This window comes from Crenobacter sp. CS_VA4 (assembly GCF_055597485.1).
In genome coordinates this window covers 1-18,189 of record NZ_JBVMAE010000038.1, presented here as the reverse complement: position 1 = coordinate 18,189, position 18,189 = coordinate 1, and the positions used below count along the sequence as shown (strand labels likewise).

The following is an 18,189-nucleotide window of genomic DNA, read 5'->3' as shown; positions in this document are numbered from 1 at the left end:
GGGAGCCAGGCTATTTTGGTCGGCCGCGCTCTTGTTGAAATCGATGGCGCGGTTTAACCGGGTACTCGTCAGGCCAGTTGGCGATCAGTTGTACATGTCGAAGGAGAAGTACTTCTGCTCGAGCTTCTTGTAGGTGCCGTCCTTGATGATGTCGGCGATCGCCTTGTTGATCGTCTGTTTCAGGTCGAGATCTTCCTTGCGCAGGCCGATGGCGGAACCGGTACCCAAGGTCTTCGGATCCTTCAGCTCCAGACCGGCGAAGGCAAAGTCGTGGCCGCCCTGGGTCTTCAGAAAGCCCAAGTCGGCCTCCACTGCGTGCTGCAAGGTGGCATCCAGACGGCCGGACAAGAGATCCTGGTACACCTGGTTCTGGTTCTGGTACTCCACCACGATCACGCCCTTGGGCTCCCAATAGGCCTTGGCGTAGGCCTCATGGATGGTGCCCTGATCCACGCCGACGCGCTTGCCCTTAAGCGATTCGGCGGTGGGCTGGAGGTTGGAACCCTTCTTCGCCACCAGACGGCTTGGTGCGTTGTACAGCTTGTCGGAGAAGGCGATTTGCTGCATGCGCTTCTCGGTCACGTTCATGGACGAGAGCACACCGTCGAATTTCCTGGCCTTGAGCGCCGGGATCATGCCGTCGAAGTCGCTTTCCACCCAGACGCACTTGGCATGCAGCTTGGCACAGATGGCATTGCCAAGGTCGATGTCGAAGCCGACCAACTTGCCATCGGGAGCTTTCGATTCAAACGGGGGATAGGTCGGATCGGTACCAAAGCGGATGACGGACCAGTCTTTGGCAAATGCACCGGTGGACGCCAGGGCGATCGCAACCGAAATGGCAAGTTTCTTCATCAGTTTCTCCGTAGACGTGCTAGTGGCCAAGGCCCCCGTTTGAGGCACCTCACGAGCCATTGCATCTTGTGGTTCATCTCGCGCCCGACAATAGGACACAAAATGTATAGACAAGACTAAGGTAGAAGAACACAGACTGCAACGCTTTTTTATGGGTAAGGACGGGTTGAGGACAGCGGCCCATAGGCAAGAGCACGGAGCAAGCTATTCGTGCCACCGGCTCTAGGTGGAGTGGTACACCCACTGCACTCACGCTCACATTTCAATAAGTATCAGTCACATACCTATAAATTAGGTACACAAACACCCATTGACACAAGCGTTTGTTATGCAAACTCGTCGGTAGGCGACAGGCTGAACATTCTTTGTGGTTGGCCTACGACATCATGGAATCCCTAGCCGACATGCAAGAAACTTCTTGTATATACAAAAAATCTTATACCTGGTTGCATTCATACGGCATATGCCTGTATATACATGAGTAGCTCATACCCCTGGCACCGCCGGGCGTCTCTATGTGTTCGCCCCCCATACGTCACGCGCGGCGCGCATCGCCGGCTTCGCGCCACTCGGAACCAGCTGTCGGGCGGCTTTGCCTACCGCCCACAGAGCAGGGCCCCCGGCCATCCGCAAGATGACCGGGAACGGTAGTCTTCGGCCCATTGCTCACAGCTGCACGGCCAGTTGCGGCACCAGCTCGAACAAGTCCCCCACTAGACCATAGTCGGCCACCTGGAAGATCGGCGCCTCTTCGTCCTTGTTGATTGCCACGATCACCTTGGAGTCCTTCATCCCGGCCAGGTGCTGGATCGCGCCGGAGATGCCCACCGCGATATAGAGCTGCGGCGCGACGATCTTGCCGGTCTGCCCGACTTGGCAGTCGTTCGGCGCGTAGCCGGCATCGACCGCGGCGCGTGAAGCCCCTAGCGCGGCGCCGAGTTTGTCCGCCAACGGTTCGAGCACCAGCTGGAAGGCCTCGCTGGAGCCGAGCTCCGGCCGGCTCGTCGCGGTCAGTTCCCGCGCCACGAAGCGCGACAGGCCACTGTCGCCACCGGCCTCGATCGCCGCTGCGCCCCCCGTCGCGGGCGCAGCGGCGAAGGCGGTGCTGCTCGGGCTGGTATTCTACTTGCGGCTGTCGTCGTCGATGGCAGTCGGCATGGCGGTGATGGCCTTTACGATGCTGGTGGTGCTAGGCATGCTGGAGAAGCATGGCGCCAACCTGTTGAGGCCGTCGCTGGCGGCGTTCACGGTCGCATGGGTCGGCCAGTTCATCGGCCACCAGATCGAGGGGAGGAAGCCATCGTTCTTCCGCGACCTGCAGTTCCTCTTGATCGGCCCGGCGTGGACGCTGGCGCCGTTGTACCGGCGCTGGGGTATCCGGTACTGAGTGAGCCTCGCCGCTTGTCACTGAAAAGGCCAACCATGGCGGTTGGCCTTTTTCCTATTCTGACTCGGCGGTTCTAGCAAGCTGGCCGCGATCGAGGTCGCGCTGACCCCGTACGCATGCCACGAAGCATGGTGGAGATCAAAACAGGGAGAGGCCGGTGAGTGAGCCTCTTGAAAGCACGGGCTAAAACGCCGCCTCGATGTATTCGGCGAGCCGGCGAATCGGCGGCTTCAGCTGGGGCGTCGCCGCGATCAGCGCGAGTTCCGTGAACGGCGGTGCATCGAAACCGTCTGTGCTATCCAAGACCCGATGATCCGCCAAGACCGCGTCCTGTGGGAGGATGCTCACACCGAGCCCGGACGAGACGGCGGCCTGCACCCCGCTGAGGCTCTGGCTGGTGTAGGCAACCCGCCAGCGCCGCCCTTCCGTTTCAAGTGCATGAATGGCGCGCGCTCGATAAATGCAGCCATGTGGAAACACGGCCAGTTGCACCTGCTCCGCGTCCACAAGTAAATCCGGCCCGGCTACCCAAACGAGAGGTTCTGGCCAGCAAGCAAGGCAAGGCCCATCGCCAGGCTCCCGCTTGATGAGCACCAGGTCTAACTCGCCGACATCCAGGCGCTGACCGAGTTCGACACTGAGCCCGCTAATCGTATCCAGCCGTACGTTCGGATATTCATGGGAGAAGCCCGACAACAGCTTGGTCAAACGGCGAGCGGCGAAATCCTCGGGGATACCCAGCCGAACAACGCTGACGGCCTCCGGACGCGACAGCATGTCGCGTGCCTCCTCGGCGATTGCTAGCAGACGGCGCGCATAACCGAGCAACAGCTCGCCATCCTCGGTCAGCGTGACTTTTTTACCTGCTCGTTGGCGCAGCAGCAGGGGCCTCCCTATCGATGTCTCCAGCTTGCGTATTTGCTGGCTTACAGTGGATTGCGTCCGGTGGACCCGCTCGCCGGCACGGGTGAAACCCCCGGCATCCACCACCGAGACAAAGCTTCTTAACAGATCGAGATCGAACATGAATCACCCGTGATTCGAAAAACCACTCAAGTATAGCTAAACATTTAATTTTTAAATCATCAAAGATGAGACTACGCTTTGGTCTGCGGCTTGGTTTCAAGGGGCTGCAATCCGGATCTAGAAGGGACAAGTGAGGAATGTTATGCATCCGAAACACATAAAACAGGTCACCCTAGGTGATACAGACATCTCAATCGAAGAATTTGTGGCTGTGGCGCGCTATGGCGCGACGGTGACGTTTTCAGAAGCCTATCGCCGCCGTGTCAACGGCTCACGCGCATTGATCGAACGCTTCCTGTCTGAAAATCGCCTAATTTATGGCGTCACTACTGGCTTTGGCGATAACGTCACCAAGGTGATTGCACCGGATGAGGCCGAAATCCTCCAGCGCAATATTGTTAGATCCCATGCGGTTTCGGTGGGCGAGCCTCTAGAGCGCGAGCTGGTGCGCGGGATTCAGCTAATGGTACTGGTCAGCCTTGGCCAGGGTTTTTCCGGCGTCCGCATGGAGTTGCTGGAGTTGATCGCCTCTCTGCTCAACCATGACATCGTCCCGTTTGCCCCTGGCGAAGGGTCGGTCGGCTATCTCGCGCCCGAAGCGCATATGGCGCTCGTGCTGATTGGAGAAGGACAAGCCTGGGTCAAAGGGCAGCTGATGCCAGGGCGCCAAGCGCTCGAACAGACCGGCCTAAGCCCGGTGACGCTGGGGTGCAAGGAGGGGCTGGCGCTCACGAACGGCACCACCTCGGTGACGGCGATTGCGACGCTTGCCTTGTTCAATGCCGTCGAAGCCACCAAGGTGGCCGACATTGCCGCGGCCCTGTCACTGGAAGGGCTCAGAGGCACGATACGGGCCTTTGATGCACGCTATCACTCGGTGAAGTCGCACAAGGAGCAGGTCAGCACGGCGGCGAATCTTAATCGCCTCCTAAGCGACAGCGTGCTTGCCGCAGAGAACATCGACTTTCGTCTGCAGGATGTCTATAGCCTGCGAGCCATTCCCCAGGTGCACGGCGCCAGCAAAAAAGCGATCGACGACGCACGTTGCAGTGTAGAAAACGAGCTGCGTTCATCGGGCGACAACCCGGTGATTTTCCCGATGGAAGACGACGGCATCGCCCTCTCCGGCGCCAACTTCGACGGCAGCTACATTGGCATTGCGGCGGACACGCTCTGCATCGCGATGACCAACCTGGCCAAGATCTCCGAACGCCGTACCGACCGCATGGTGAATTCGCACTTCAGCGGGCTGCCCAGCTTCCTGGTAAAGAACCCTGGCTTGAATAGCGGCTATATGATTCCCCAATACACGGCGGCCGGCCTGGTGGGCGAGATGAAGATTCTTTCTCACCCCGCGACGGTGGACTCGGTATCGACCTGCGGCAACCAGGAGGACCCGGTCAGTTTTGCCTACAACGCGTCCATCAAGGCCTACCGGATTTCCCACAAGCTGGAGTCGGTACTGGCCATTGAACTGATGGCCGCTTGCCAGGCACTGGACTTTTACGACCCCGCCAAGGCATCCAGCGCCACTCGTGCGGTTTATCGCCAGATCCGCGCGGTGGTACCCACCGTTGAAGAGGACCGGTATTTCTATCCTGACATCGTGGCCATCACCGAACTGGTGCGGTCAGGTGAAGTGGTGGGAGCCGTCGAAGAAGCGCTGACCCAACTCGCACATAGCAATTGACTGGAACCGCACCTTGGCGGGGTGAACGTTATCACTGCCGGGCTAGGAGGATGGTTGTGCGTTTTTTGAAAACGATAGGCAGAAACAGACCGGCTATTCGCTGACAGTAATCAACAGGGCCAACCCATCAAGGTTGGCCCTATTTTTCATCCAAACGCAGCGAAGAGTGGCTAATAAGAACCAGAGCCCCTACTGCACCGGCTCATGCGCAGCCCGCTAACTCAAAGAACCATACCCAGCTCGGCCTCGATACGCGACAGCACGTCTGGACTACGCAGCAAAGTCAGCGTGGCGGCAATGTCCGGCGCCACCACCCGATCCTCGGTATACGGCGGGATGTGCTCACGCAGCACCGCCAACGCGGAGCGGATGCCACCACCCAATTCCGCAACGTCGAAGAAATGCAGCGCCTGCGCCGCGACCAGATACTCGATCGCCAGCACGGTTTCGACGTTGTCGAGCACCTTCAGCGCCTTCAGCGCGGCCGGGGTAGCGAGGCTCAGGTGGTCCTCTTGCAAGGCGGACGTGACGAAGTTATCGACCACCATCGGGTGCGCCAGCACCTTGTTCTCCGCCACCAGCGAGGCGGCGACGTACTGCACGATCATCAGGCCGGAGTTGACCCCGCTGTTTTCCATCAGGAACGGCGGCAGGCCGCTGACCAGCGGATTGACCAGTCGGTCGATACGACGCTCGGCCACGCCGGCGAGTTCCGCCAGCGAAATGGCCAACAGGTCGGCTGCCAGTGCTAGCGACTGGCCATGCGGGTTGGCCTGCGAGATCACCCGATAGTCGTCCGGCGTACCGAACAACTGCGGGTTGTCGGTAGCCGAGGCGAGCTCGATGTCGACCTGCTGGCCGATGTGCGTGAGCTGGTCGCGGGTACCGCCATGGATCTGCGGAATCGAGCGGATGCTGAGCGCATCCTGGGTGCGAATGCCCTGGTGCGCGGCGAGGTTGGCGCTACCGGCCAGCAGCCGGCGCAGATTGGCGCCGACTCGCTGCGCGCCGGGATGGGGCTTGACTGCCAGCGCCTCGGCGTCGAAGGCAGCCAGTTGCCCCTTGAGCGCCTCGAAACTCATCGCCGCCACCACGTCGGCCCACTTGGCCAGCCGCTCGGCGCGCGCCAGCGCCACGCTTAGTACACCCGTCATGCACGGCGTGCCGTTGACCAGCGACAGGCCGTCCTTGGCGCCGAGCGTGATCGGGCTCAAGCCGCGCCGTGCCAGTGCCTCGGCGCCCGGCAACCGTTCGCCGTCCACCCACGCTTCGCCGAGGCCGATCAGCGGCAGCGCGGCGTGCGCCATATGGGTGAGATAACCCACCGAGCCACCGGCCGGCACTACCGGGGTAATACCCAGGTTCAACATCGCCAGCAGACCCTCGACCACCTGCGGCGCCACGCCGGAATGACCGTGCGCGTAGTTTTGCAGCTGCGCGGCCAGTACGGCGCGCGTCATCGGCAGCGTCATCGGCTCGCCCACGCCGCAGGCATGACTTTGCAGCGTGTTGCTTGACAGCTTGGCAAGTTGATCCGGTGCCAGCACCACGTTACACAGTGCGCCGAGCCCGGTGGTGATGCCGTAGGCGCGCTCGCCGCGCGCGACGATGCACTCGACGATGGCGTGCGCGTTACGGATTCGTGCCCATGCCTCCTCGTCCAATGCCAGCGGTGCGCCGTCGGCTATCTGAGCGAGCTCACGCCACGTCAGGGCTTGGGTATCGAGCGTCAATGTTACAAGCATGCAGGGCTCCGGAAGCAAGGGAAAGGACCTGAGGTGGGCGGCATCCCACGCCGCCCCAGTCTCGAGAGCTAGGTGGAGCTAGGCCGGCGCGTGCGCGTGGTGGTGATCCTGGCTGGAGATGAACTGCCGGAAGCGCTCGGACTTGGTCTGCTGGAACAGTTCGGCAGGTGTCCCCTCGGCCTCGATCAGCCCCTGGTGCATGAACACCACCCGGTTCGATACATTGCGCGCAAAGCCCATCTCGTGGGTCACCACCAGCATGGTGCGACCCTCTTCGGCCAACGCCCGCATCACCTTCAGCACCTCGCCCACCCGCTCAGGATCGAGCGCCGAGGTCGGCTCGTCGAACAACATCACCTTCGGCTTCATCGCCAGCGCGCGGGCGATCGCCGCACGCTGCTGCTGCCCGCCGGACAGGTGCGCGGGATAATGGTTGCGCTTGTCGGCGATGCCGACCTTTTCTAGCAGCGCCTCCGCCTCTTCGATGCACTCAGCGCGCGGCCGCTTTTGCACATGCACCGGCCCTTCGATCAGGTTTTCCAGGATGGTCATGTGCGAAAACAGGTTGAAGCTCTGGAACACCATCGCGAGCTCGGAGCGGATGCGGTCGACCTGGCGGCGATCGGTCGCCTCCAACTGGCCGTGGCGGTTCTTGCGCATCGACAGCGTTTCGCCGGCAACGATGATCTCGCCTTCGTCCGGCGTCTCCAGCAAGTTGATACAACGCAGAAAGGTGCTCTTGCCCGAGCCGCTGGAGCCGAGAATGGAGATTACATCGCCCTCGCGCGCCTGCAGCGAAATGCCTTTGAGCACCGTGTTGTTGCCAAAGCTCTTGCGCAGGTTCTTCACCTCAAGAGCGGCGGTGGTTGGCGTGGCAACCGGGATATCGAAAGTTTTCATGATGTCAGCTCTCAGAATTCGGAATCACAGGGACGTGCTGGGCATGGGGCGCAGATGCGGCGACAGGCGGTACTCAAGCAGCCCGATCAAGCGCACGATGACAAAGTTAAGCACTAGGTAGATCGCGGCGGCGCACATGAACACTTCCATCGTGCGGTAGCTGTTGGCGATGATGCGCTGGGCGACGCCAGTGATTTCCCAAACCGTGACCAGGCTCGCCAGGGCAGTCGACTTCACCATCAGCACCACCTCGGTCGAATACGACGGCAATGCCTGGCGCAGCGCGATTGGCGCGATCACCCGGCGCAGCAGCAGCAGCCCCGACATGCCGCAGGCGCGGCCGGCCTCTATTTGCTGGGCCGGTACGGCCAGCACCCCGCCGCGGAAGATCTCAGCGGTGTAACCCGCGGTGCACAGCGCCAGCGAAATCACCGCACACGAGAACGGATCGCGCATCACCGGCCAGAACAGGCTGTCGCGCACCGCCTCGAACTGCCCGGCGCCGTAGAAGATCAGAAACATCTGGATCATCAGCGGCGAGCCGCGAAATACGAAGACGTAAGCTCGGGAAAACAGCACCAGCGGCTTAATCCGGCTGAAGCGCATCCTGGTCAGCGCCAGGGCCAGCAGGCCGCCCGCCGCGATCGAGAGCGAGAACAGGCCAAGCGTGGTAGGCAGGGCCACAAGCAGTTGGCCGATAGTGTCAGTGAGAAAGGAGATATCCATCGTCGTCGTCCTTATCCGATGGCGCGCCGGAAGCTCTTGCCTACCCGTGCTTCCGCCGTATCAAAGATTCTGTTGGAGAAGCTCGTCATGACGAGATAGAGGGCGCCGCCGACCACGTAGAACAGGAAGTACTGGTGGGTCGAACCGGCTGCCACTTGGCTGGTACGCATCAATTCGGCCAAGCCGGTGACCGAGATCAGCGCCGAGTCCTTCAGCGTCAGCTGCCAGACGTTGCCGAGCCCCGGCAGTGCAAAGCGCAGGATCTGCGGCACGATGATGCGGCGGAACAGCATCGACTTGGGCATGCCGATCGAGCGCGCCGCTTCGATCTCGCCACGGGCCACGGCCAGGAAGGCGCCGCGATACACCTCGGCCTGATAGGAGCCGGAGATGACGCCGACGGCAAAGGCACCGGCGATGAAGGGAGGCAGGTCGACGAAGCCTTCGACCCCCATGGCGCCGCCGACGACTGTCGCCAGGGTCGAGCCGCCAAAATAGATCAGGTAGATCACCAGCAGCTCGGGAACACCGCGAAACACGGTGGTATAGGCATCGCCCAGGATGCGGGCGGGCAGGTTCTTCGACAGCTTGGCCCAGGCAACGATGCCACCGAGCACCGCGCCGACAGCCAGCGAACTCACCGTGACGGCCAGGGTCATCAGCGCGGCGATGAGGAGCATCGACCCCCAACCGCTTGAGCCAAAACCGAGTAGTTCAAATACGCTCATTACGATCGCCTCTTTCCAGCAGAGAATCTGCGCGGAGCAGACTCGCTCGAGTATGACGCAGGCCGCCTCCCGGCAGGCCTGGCCATGATTCGTTCAACCGCCCCGATGACCGGCGCACGGCCTCATCGGGTGCGGTTGCGTCGCCTTCACATCGCCATTACGGCGCCACGTTCACCTTGAACCACTTTTCGCTGAGCTTCTTGACGGTGCCGTCGGCCAGCGCGGCCTTGATGGCCGTGTCGAATTTGGCTTTCAGTTCGGGATCGCTCTTGCGCAGACCGAGTGCCTCGCCCTCGCCCCAGATCGGGCCGGTCAATTGCGGGCCGGTCAACGCGAGGGTCTTGTTGCCGGGTTTGGCGAAGGCGGAGAGGAAGTAGGTGGTGTCGTCGAACGCCACATCGATGCGCCCGGAGCTCAGGTCCAGATCATGCTCGGCGGCACTCTTGTACTCGCGGATCGTGGCGATGTCCTTGAAGTTGCTGTAGATGAAACCCGAGTAGATGGTGGCGGCCTGGATGCCGATGGTCTTGCCTTTGAGCGCCTTGCGCAGGGAATCCACAGTCGCCTTGTCCGTCGCGGCCTTACCGGTCAGGCGCACCATTTTGCCGGTACCGGCCAGATTGGCCATCGGACCGGTCTTGAGTGCCGCGAACCCCGCCGGAGTGCTGGCATAAGGCGTGGAGAAGGCGATCTCCTTCTTACGCTCCTCGGTCACCGACAGCGCATCCATAATCACGTCGAACTTGCCGACCTTGAGGCCGGCCATCATGCCGTTCCAGTCCTGGGTGATCAGCTTGCACTTCACCTTCATGCGAGCACACAGATTCTGCGCGAGCTCAGGTTCAAAGCCACCGAGCGTGCCATCCGGCTTGGTCAGGTTCCAAGGCTCATAGCCCCCTTCCAGAGCGATGGTGACGTTCTGCCAATCTTTTGCTTCGGCGTGGGCCGCCAAGGTCGAGATGGCCACGGCGGCGGTCAGTGCCAGGGTTCTTGCGGATACGGTGAATGCCTTCATGTCGTTTCTTCTCCGAATGGCTGCTACGCGCTTGAAGCTCGACCTCATCTGAGGCCGGCCTGTCCTCTCCGATCTCCCCACCAGCACGGGTGGGATAGAGATGCTTTTTTTGTGAGCCCTGGCGTCTCCTAGTGCGCCAGATGCAGCCACCCTTGATCGGGGTCAACCGCACGCTGGTCATCGTGCATGCCTATACAACTAGTGTCAATATCTTTGTTCTACAATAAATTCAAACCGTGATTTACCCTTACAAATCAATATCTTCAATGAAAGAAAAGCCACAGAAACTCAAGCCACACTCATCATTGCCTATACAAATTAAAGCCGTGCTATAGTTTGGTATCACTCAGTCAGCCCTTACACCATGCCCAACGCCTCGAAAAAGCCGGTCCCCGCCTACGTTCAGATCAAGGACTACGTCCGAAAGCAGATCGAGAGCGGCTCCTGGCCGATGGGCAGCCTGATCCCGTCGGAGCACGACCTGCTTAAGCAATTCGGTGTGTCGCGCATGACAGTGCATCGCGCCTTGCGCGAACTGACCGCCGACCAGGTGTTGTACCGGGTGCAGGGAGCCGGCACCTTCGTCACTGCGCAGAAGTACCAGTCCACCCTGGTCGAGATCAAAAGCATTGCCGAGGAAATCAAGAGCCGCGGCGGCCAGCACCGCAGCGAAGTGCTGATCCTGGAGCTTTCCACCGAGACCAAGGCGCTTGAGGCCCTGGAGCTGCCCGACGGTGCCCAGGCCTTCCACTCGCGCATCGTGCATTTCGAGAATGAGGTGCCGATCCAGCTGGAGGACCGTTTCGTCAATCCGCAGCTCTACCCGCACTACCTCGAGCAGGACTTTCGGACCATCACCCCGAACGAGTACATGACGAACGAGGCGCCGCTGCAGCGGGCCGAATACGTGATCACCGCCCGCATGCCTGATGCCACGGCACGCCATCGCCTGCGCATGGACATCGGCGACCCCTGCCTGGTGCTGCACCGCCGCACCTGGGCCCACGACCAGATCGCCACCGATGTCACGCTGTGGCACCCCAGCTCGCGCTACCAGTTCTCCGGCGGCTTTTAAGCTTCTTTGCCAGCGGCTCCAGCGCCTGCCCGTTCCGACGAGGGGGCGGCGCGGGCGTCCGGACATCGTTCAGAGGCTTCCGCCCCAATGTTGTATATACTTTATCATTCCAGAAACCTGGCTTCACTTGCGCATCCCCTCCTCTCTTCACGCCTCGGCCTCCTGCCTGCCCAACCAGAAATCGGTGTCAAACCCGTTTTCTCGGCAATCCACCAACCATGCACTAAATAGTTAACTATCAGTCAGTTAACATGACATCAGCACCGATCTGACATGCTGCACCGCAGTACTTTGTATCCAGCAGCCACACGCCGATCCCGGACCCGACAAAAATTTTCGCCATAGCACTTGTATATACAAAGACAGTGCGATACAGTTTGCTCACGTTGTATAGACATAGATCAATACTCACAACGTGCAGCGCAGCCGATTCGGGCTGTACAGCACTGCCGGACACCGCCCAGTCAGTACGGGCACTGGTTGACTGAGCAGGCTTTGATCGGTCGCAAGACTGTCGAAACCCAAGCAATGCCCCTATTCACCGGACACCTTGATGTGTCGAAGGAGACCCGCATGAACCAGCCGCAACGCATCGATCCTCGCCTCGATCCGACTCGTGTAATCCGCGCCCCGCGTGGTAGCGAACTCACCTGCAAGAGCTGGCTGACCGAAGCCGCTTACCGGATGCTCCAGAACAATCTGGACCCGGACGTGGCCGAGAACCCGCAGCACCTGGTGGTGTACGGCGGCATCGGTCGTGCCGCGCGCGACTGGGAGTGTTTCGACCAGATCCTCGCCTCGCTCAAAGACCTGGACGACGACGAATCGCTGCTGATCCAGTCGGGCAAGCCGGTTGGCGTGTTCAAGACCCACCCGGATGCGCCGCGCGTACTGCTGGCCAACTCCAACCTGGTGCCGAAGTGGGCCAACTGGGAAAAATTCAACGAGCTCGATCGTGCCGGCCTGTTCATGTACGGCCAGATGACCGCCGGTAGCTGGATCTACATCGGCAGCCAGGGCATCGTGCAGGGCACCTTCGAGACCTTCGCCGAAGCCGGCCGCCAGCACTACAACGGCGACCTGGCCGGCCGCTGGATCCTGACCGCGGGCCTGGGCGGCATGGGCGGCGCGCAGCCGCTGGCCGCGACGCTGGCCGGCGCGGTGTCGCTGAACATCGAATGCCAGCAGTCGAGCATCGACTTCCGCCTGCGCACCCGTTACCTCGACAAGCAGGCGCGCGACATCGACGAGGCGCTGGAGCTGGTGCGCTACCACACCGAACGCAAGGAAGCCGTGTCGATCGGCCTGCTCGGCAACGCCGCCGACATCCTGCCGGAACTGGTGAAGCGCGCTCGCGCCGGGGCGATCAAGCCGGACCTGGTCACCGACCAGACCTCGGCGCACGACCTGGTGAACGGCTACCTGCCGACCGGCTGGACCGTGGAACAATGGCGCGCCGCCCAGCAGGACCCGTCGCAGCACACCCGCCTGACCGAAGAGGCCGCCCGCTCGTGCGCGGTGCACGTACAGGCGATGCTCGACTTCCAGTCGATGGGCATCCCGACCGTCGACTACGGCAACAACATCCGCCAGGTCGCGCTCGACCAGGGCGTGAAGAACGCCTTCGACTTCCCGGGCTTCGTGCCGGCCTATATCCGTCCGCAGTTCTGCGAAGGCCGCGGCCCGTTCCGCTGGGTGGCGCTGTCCGGCGACCCGGAGGACATCTACAAGACCGACGCCAAGATCAAGGAGCTGTTCCCGCAGCACAAGATGGTGCACCGCTGGCTCGACATGGCGCGCGAACGCATCGCCTTCCAGGGCCTGCCGGCGCGTATCTGCTGGCTCGGCCTCGGCGAGCGTCATCTCGCCGGCCTGGCGTTCAACGAAATGGTGCGCAACGGTGAGCTGAAGGCGCCGATCGTGATCGGCCGCGACCACCTCGACACCGGCTCGGTCGCCAGCCCGAACCGCGAGACCGAAGCGATGCGCGACGGCACCGACGCGGTGTCCGACTGGCCGCTCCTGAACGCCCTGCTCAACACCGCCGGCGGCGCGACCTGGGTGTCGCTGCACCACGGTGGCGGCGTAGGCATGGGCTACAGCCAGCACTCCGGCATGGTGATCGTTGCCGACGGTTCGGAAGAGGCCGAGAAGCGCCTGGCCCGCGTGCTGGTGAACGACTGCGGCTCGGGCGTGATGCGCCACGCCGACGCCGGCTACGAAACGGCGATCGCCTGCGCCAAGCGCTTCGGCCTGAAACTGCCGATGATTAAGTAAGCGTCACGATCCGCGACCCGATAACAGCCCCGCCAGACGCGGGGCCCCCGAGATATCGAACCCGTGACGGCGACCCCGTCACCCCGTTCATTTAGTTAAAGAGATAGACATGAGCTCGACCCTGATCCTCCGCCCCGGCCAACTGACCCTCGCCGAGCTGCGCCAGCTGTGGCTGAGCGCCACGACGATCGCCCTGCCCGACGAGGCCTACCCGGCGATGGCCGCTTCGGCCGACGTGGTCCGCCGCATCGCCGACAAGGGCGACGCCGCCTACGGCATCAACACCGGCTTCGGCAAGCTGGCCCTCACCCGCATCCCTGACGAACAGCTCGAACTGTTGCAGCGCAACCTGATCATGTCGCACTCGGTCGGCGTGGGCGAGACGCTGAGCCCGGCGGTGACCCGCCTGGTGATGGCGCTGAAGATCGGCAGCCTGGCGCGCGGCTTCTCCGGCGTGCGCGCCGTGGTGGTCGACACGCTGCTGGCGGTGTTCAACGCCGGCATCCTGCCGCACATCCCGGCCAAGGGCTCGGTCGGCGCTTCGGGCGATTTGGCACCGCTGTCGCACATGACGCTGACGCTGATGGGCGAAGGCGACGCCTACGTCGACGGCCGTCGCATGCCGGCGCGCGAAGCGCTGGAGATGGCCGGCATCACCCCGCTGCGTCTGGCGTCCAAGGAAGGCCTGGCGCTGATCAACGGCACCCAGGTATCGACCGCACTGGCGCTGAACGGCCTGTTCATGGCCGAGCGCGTGTTCAAGGCGGCGACGCTGTCCGGTGCACTGGCGGTGGACGCCGCCAAGGGTAGCGATGCACCGTTCGATCCGCGCATCCACGCCGTACGCGGCCAAGCGGGTCAGATCGCCATGGCCGGCGTGTATCGCGAGCTCTTGACCGGCAGCGCGATCCGCCAGTCGCACCTGGAAAACGACAACCGCGTGCAGGACCCGTACAGCCTGCGCTGCCAGCCGCAAGTGATGGGCGCCTGCCACGACCTGATCCGTCAGGCCGCACGCACCCTGCTGATCGAAGCCAACGCCGTCACCGACAACCCGCTGGTCTTCCCGGGTGAAAACGGCGAACCGGACGCGGTGCTGTCCGGCGGCAACTTCCACGCCGAGCCGGTGGCGTTCGCCGCCGACACGCTGGCGCTGGCGATCTCCGAGATCGGCGCGCTGTCCGAGCGTCGCATCGCACTGTTGATCGACTCGACCCTGTCCGGCCTACCGCCATTCCTAGTGCAGGAACCGGGCCTGAACTCCGGCTTCATGATCGCCCACGTCACCGCCGCCGCGCTGGCGTCGGAAAACAAGTCGCTGGCGCACCCGGCCAGCGTCGACAGCCTGCCGACTTCGGCCAACCAGGAAGACCACGTCAGCATGGCGACCTTCGCCGGCCGTCGTCTGGCCGAGATGGCCGACAACACCGCCACCATCATCGGCATCGAGCTGCTCGCCGCAGCCCAGGGCGTCGACTTCCACCAGCCACTCGCCACCTCGCCGCGCCTGGCCAAGCTCTACCAGCAGCTGCGTTCCAAGGTGCCGTTCTACGACCGCGACCGCCTGTTCGCGCCGGAAATCGATGCGGCCACCGCACTGGTGCGCCAGGGCGAACTGGCCGGTGCGCAGGGCGAGCTGCTCGGCGTACTGTTCGACTGAGCGGAGGCGACGATGAGTCAACATGCCCTGGCAGGCTGGCAGGGTCGCGTCGACGCCGAGGAAGGTGAGTTCGGCCGGCGCTGGCACCAGATCGTCGCGGCGACGCCGGCATCGGGCCCGCTCGGCGGCGTCACGCTGCTCGGCTTCGCCTGCGACGCCGGCGTGGCGCGCAACCACGGGCGCATCGGTGCGGCCGAAGGCCCGGCGGCGCTGCGTGCGCTGCTGGGCAATATGCCGGTACGCCACGTCAGCACGCTGTGGGACGCCGACGACGTGCGCTGCGAAGGCGACGCACTGGAACCGGCGCAGGCCGCGCTGTCCGAACGGCTCGCCGGCCTGCTGGCACGCGGCACCTTCCCGATCACGCTCGGCGGCGGTCACGAGATCGCCTACGGCTCGTTCGGCGGGCTCGCCCGCCACCTGGCGGCCCAGAGCGATGACGTGCCGCGCATCGGCGTCATCAACTTCGACGCGCACTTCGATCTGAGGTTGGCCGAACGCGCCAGCTCCGGCACGCCGTTTAGGCAGATCGCCGAGGACTGCGCCGCGCGCGGCTGGCCGTTTCACTACGCCTGTCTCGGCGTCAGCGACTACGCCAACACCCGCGCGCTGTTCGAGCGGGCCGAGGCGCTCGGCGTGAGCTGGCGGCGCGACGAGGAGATGGGCGTCGACAAGTTGGCCGAAGCGCGTGCGCAGCTGCAACGCTTCATCGACGGCGTCGATCACCTGTACCTCACCATCTGCCTCGACGTGCTGCCGGCCGCGGTCGCACCGGGCGTCAGCGCCCCGGCCCCGCACGGCGTGGCGCTGGAGGTGGTCGAGGCGCTGATCGACACGGTGCTGGCGTCGGGCAAGTTGCGCCTGGCGGACATCGCCGAGCTCAATCCGCGCCTCGACATCGACGCGCACACCGCCCGGGTCGGCGCCCGCCTGGTGGCGCGTCTCGCCGAGGCGATGGCGGCACGGCAAGGGGGCTGAATGCAGAGCCTCTGCCCTGCCGACTACCGTTCACAGCCGTGGAAGAACGGCGCAGGCGTCACCGTCGAGCTCGCGGTGTTCCCGGCCGACGCCGGCCTCGATAGCTTCGACTGGCGCATCAGTCGCGCCCGCGTCGGAGCTGACGGGCCGTTCTCTTCCTTCCCCGGCATCGACCGCAGCCTCGCGCTGCTGTCCGGCGCCGGGCTGCGTTTAACCGGCGATGGCTTCGCCCCGTTCACCTTGGCCGCCGACGGCAATGTCTGGCGCTTCGCCGGCGAGACGCCGGTCGCCGCCGAGCTAGTCGATGAAGCGGTCGAAGACTTCAACGTGATGACGCGGCGCGGACGCGTCGAGCAGCGCGTCGCCCACCATGCGCTGACGGCCGGCGAGACGCTGCCGCTCGCAAGCGACGGCGATGCGATCCGCTTCGTGCACTGCGTCGCCGGCCGACTTCGCGCCGGCAGCGAAGTGCTCGCCGCAGCCGAAAGCCTGCTGCTGGCCCCGGCCGACGGCACGGTCACGCTGCGCGCCGAGGCGGATTGCCGGCTGTTCATCGTCACCCTGATTCCGCAAGGAGACCTTGCATGAGCGTTTCTTCATCCGGCCCGCGTTGGGACGCGCTGTGGCGCAACGTGCACCTGGCGACGTCGGCCGAACACGACGGCTACGGCGAGATCCGCGACGCCGCGATCGCGGTGCAGGACGGCCGCATCGCCTGGCTCGGTCTTGAGGCCGACCTGCCGGCCGGCGCGAAGGCGCTGGTCGAGCACGACGGCGGCGGCGCCTGGCTGACCCCGGGGCTGATCGACTGCCACAGCCACATCGTCTACGCCGGCAACCGCAGCGACGAGTTCGAGGATCGCCTCAACGGCGTGCCGTACGAGGCGATCGCGCAGCGCGGCGGCGGCATCCTGTCGACCGTGCGCGCCACCCGCGCCGCCGACGAGGAGCAGCTGTTCGCCGCGAGCCGGCCGCGCGTCGCCGCGATGTTGGCCGAAGGCGTCACGACGCTCGAGATCAAGTCCGGCTACGGCCTGACGCTGGACAGCGAGCGCCGGATGCTGAGCATCGCGCGCCGCATCGGCGCAACCCTGCCGGTGCGGGTGCGCACCAGCTTCCTCGGCGCGCACGCGCTGCCGCCCGAGTTCGCCGGCCGTGCCGACGACTACGTCACGACCTTGGCCGAACAGTGGCTGCCGGCGCTGGCGGCCGAGGGCCTGGTCGACGCGGTCGACGCGTTCTGCGAGAAGATCGCGTTCAGCCCGGAGCAGACCGCGCGGCTGTTCGATGCGGCGCGAGAGCTCGGCCTGCCGGTGAAGCTGCACGCAGAGCAGCTGTCCGACCAGGGCGGCGCTGCGCTGGTCGCGGGCTTTAAGGGCCTGTCGGCCGACCACCTGGAATACCTGACAGATAAAGGCATCGCCGCGATGCGCGAGGCCGGCACGGTGGCGGTGCTCTTGCCCGGCGCGTTCTACTTCCTGCGCGAGACCAAGCTGCCGCCGATCGCCGCGCTTCGTGACGCCGGCGTGTCGATCGCGCTCGCGACCGACAGCAACCCGGGCACCTCGCCGCTGACCTCGCCGTTGTTGACGATGAACATGGCGTGCACGCTGTTTAGACTCACGCCGCAGGAGGCGCTGGCCGGTTTCACCCGCCACGCCGCGACGGCGCTGGGGCTTGGCGACGAGCTCGGCACGCTGCAAGTCGGCAAGCTCGCCGATTTCGCGCTGTGGGACATCGACCGACCGGCCGACCTCGCGTACACGCTGGGCCTGAACCCCTGCCGCCAGGTGGTCAACGCCGGCGTCGCGCGCGCTCCGCGCTGATATTTTCCTTTCTGCTTTGACCCCCGCCTTGGGTTTGCCCCGGGCGGGGCTTTTTACGTTTTACCCACCCGACAAGATGACAGATGCAGATTCCGGCAAATCTGGCCTCCTGTGCCGGTGAAACCTTCCAGCTGCGTCCTCTAGGGCTGGGGCCAGGAGGCGAAGCCCATTAGAAAAGGGCTGCACTAAGAGCCTGTTCATGATCTTTTTGCGGACTGCGCTGGCCCGGGGGGGGGGAGAAAAAAAAAAAAAAAAAGAAGACGAGAAGAAAAAGAAAAAAAAACAAAACCCCAACCCACCC

Annotated in this window: 15 protein-coding genes and 1 pseudogene; 8 read left to right on the top strand and 8 right to left on the bottom strand. The window is 63.6% G+C overall.

Annotated elements, in window-relative coordinates:
• Nucleotides 1-84 precede the first annotated feature (84 nt).
• Together ACZ2IA_RS20835 and ACZ2IA_RS20830 are read right to left on the bottom strand one after the other, a co-directional pair.
• Entirely contained in the window at nucleotides 85-855 is a 771-nt protein-coding gene (locus tag ACZ2IA_RS20835; RefSeq protein WP_470294509.1) for an ABC transporter substrate-binding protein, read from the bottom strand.
• Nucleotides 856-1,521: 666 nt separating this feature from the next.
• Nucleotides 1,522-1,962 (bottom strand): annotated as a pseudogene (locus ACZ2IA_RS20830) (electron transfer flavoprotein subunit alpha/FixB family protein); the annotation flags it as partial.
• Nucleotides 1,963-1,999: 37 nt separating this feature from the next.
• Here ACZ2IA_RS20830 and ACZ2IA_RS20825 point away from each other — a divergent pair.
• Nucleotides 2,000-2,242, top strand: a complete 243-nt coding sequence (locus ACZ2IA_RS20825; protein ID WP_470294523.1) for an Mpo1-like protein — start codon at nucleotides 2,000-2,002, stop codon at nucleotides 2,240-2,242.
• A gap of 183 nt (nucleotides 2,243-2,425) precedes the next feature.
• Here ACZ2IA_RS20825 and ACZ2IA_RS20820 read toward each other — a convergent pair whose 3' ends face one another.
• Entirely contained in the window at nucleotides 2,426-3,268 is an 843-nt protein-coding gene (locus tag ACZ2IA_RS20820; RefSeq protein ID WP_470294508.1) for a LysR substrate-binding domain-containing protein, read from the bottom strand.
• Nucleotides 3,269-3,410: 142 nt separating this feature from the next.
• Here ACZ2IA_RS20820 and hutH (ACZ2IA_RS20815) point away from each other — a divergent pair, with 142 nt between their 5' ends.
• Nucleotides 3,411-4,958, top strand: coding sequence for a histidine ammonia-lyase (gene hutH, locus ACZ2IA_RS20815; protein ID WP_470294507.1), 1,548 nt, complete (start codon nucleotides 3,411-3,413; stop codon nucleotides 4,956-4,958).
• Between the two features lie 221 nt (nucleotides 4,959-5,179).
• Here hutH (ACZ2IA_RS20815) and ACZ2IA_RS20810 read toward each other — a convergent pair whose 3' ends face one another.
• The 5 genes from ACZ2IA_RS20810 to ACZ2IA_RS20790 all read right to left on the bottom strand — a co-directional run bounded on the left by ACZ2IA_RS20810 (nucleotide 5,180) and on the right by ACZ2IA_RS20790 (nucleotide 10,072).
• Nucleotides 5,180-6,703: an HAL/PAL/TAL family ammonia-lyase gene (locus tag ACZ2IA_RS20810; RefSeq protein ID WP_470294506.1), complete on the bottom strand. Its 1,524-nt coding sequence runs from the start codon at nucleotides 6,701-6,703 to the stop codon at nucleotides 5,180-5,182.
• A gap of 78 nt (nucleotides 6,704-6,781) precedes the next feature.
• The gene (locus tag ACZ2IA_RS20805) at nucleotides 6,782-7,603 is read right to left on the bottom strand and encodes an ABC transporter ATP-binding protein (RefSeq protein WP_470294505.1); all 822 of its coding nucleotides are present in this window, start codon (nucleotides 7,601-7,603) and stop codon (nucleotides 6,782-6,784) included.
• Between the two features lie 24 nt (nucleotides 7,604-7,627).
• Nucleotides 7,628-8,329, bottom strand: a complete 702-nt coding sequence (locus ACZ2IA_RS20800) for an ABC transporter permease (protein WP_470294504.1) — start codon at nucleotides 8,327-8,329, stop codon at nucleotides 7,628-7,630.
• An 11-nt stretch (nucleotides 8,330-8,340) separates the two neighbouring features.
• Nucleotides 8,341-9,057 (bottom strand): ABC transporter permease, encoded by a 717-nt coding sequence (locus ACZ2IA_RS20795; protein WP_470294503.1) that lies wholly within the window; start codon nucleotides 9,055-9,057, stop codon nucleotides 8,341-8,343.
• Nucleotides 9,058-9,214: 157 nt separating this feature from the next.
• Nucleotides 9,215-10,072, bottom strand: a complete 858-nt coding sequence (locus tag ACZ2IA_RS20790) for a transporter substrate-binding domain-containing protein (protein ID WP_470294502.1) — start codon at nucleotides 10,070-10,072, stop codon at nucleotides 9,215-9,217.
• A 364-nt stretch (nucleotides 10,073-10,436) separates the two neighbouring features.
• Between ACZ2IA_RS20790 and hutC the strand changes: the two genes are divergently transcribed.
• The 6 genes from hutC to hutI all read left to right on the top strand — a co-directional run bounded on the left by hutC (nucleotide 10,437) and on the right by hutI (nucleotide 17,888).
• A complete protein-coding gene (hutC, locus tag ACZ2IA_RS20785; RefSeq protein ID WP_470294501.1) occupies nucleotides 10,437-11,147 on the top strand; it encodes a histidine utilization transcriptional repressor HutC in 711 nt (236 codons plus the stop codon).
• Nucleotides 11,148-11,720: 573 nt separating this feature from the next.
• A complete protein-coding gene (gene hutU / locus ACZ2IA_RS20780; protein ID WP_470294500.1) occupies nucleotides 11,721-13,424 on the top strand; it encodes a urocanate hydratase in 1,704 nt (567 codons plus the stop codon).
• 109 nt (nucleotides 13,425-13,533) lie between these two features.
• On the top strand, nucleotides 13,534-15,084 hold the full coding sequence (gene hutH / locus ACZ2IA_RS20775) for a histidine ammonia-lyase (protein ID WP_470294499.1): 1,551 nt from the start codon (nucleotides 13,534-13,536) through the stop codon (nucleotides 15,082-15,084).
• A gap of 12 nt (nucleotides 15,085-15,096) precedes the next feature.
• Entirely contained in the window at nucleotides 15,097-16,062 is a 966-nt protein-coding gene (gene hutG / locus ACZ2IA_RS20770; protein ID WP_470294498.1) for a formimidoylglutamase, read from the top strand.
• Complete coding sequence (locus ACZ2IA_RS20765; RefSeq protein ID WP_470294497.1) at nucleotides 16,063-16,650, top strand: HutD/Ves family protein; 588 nt, start codon at nucleotides 16,063-16,065, stop codon at nucleotides 16,648-16,650.
• On the top strand, nucleotides 16,647-17,888 hold the full coding sequence (gene hutI, locus ACZ2IA_RS20760; RefSeq protein ID WP_470294496.1) for an imidazolonepropionase: 1,242 nt from the start codon (nucleotides 16,647-16,649) through the stop codon (nucleotides 17,886-17,888). Before ACZ2IA_RS20765 ends, hutI begins: the two co-directional genes overlap by 4 nt.
• The last annotated feature ends 301 nt before the right edge of the window (nucleotides 17,889-18,189 follow it).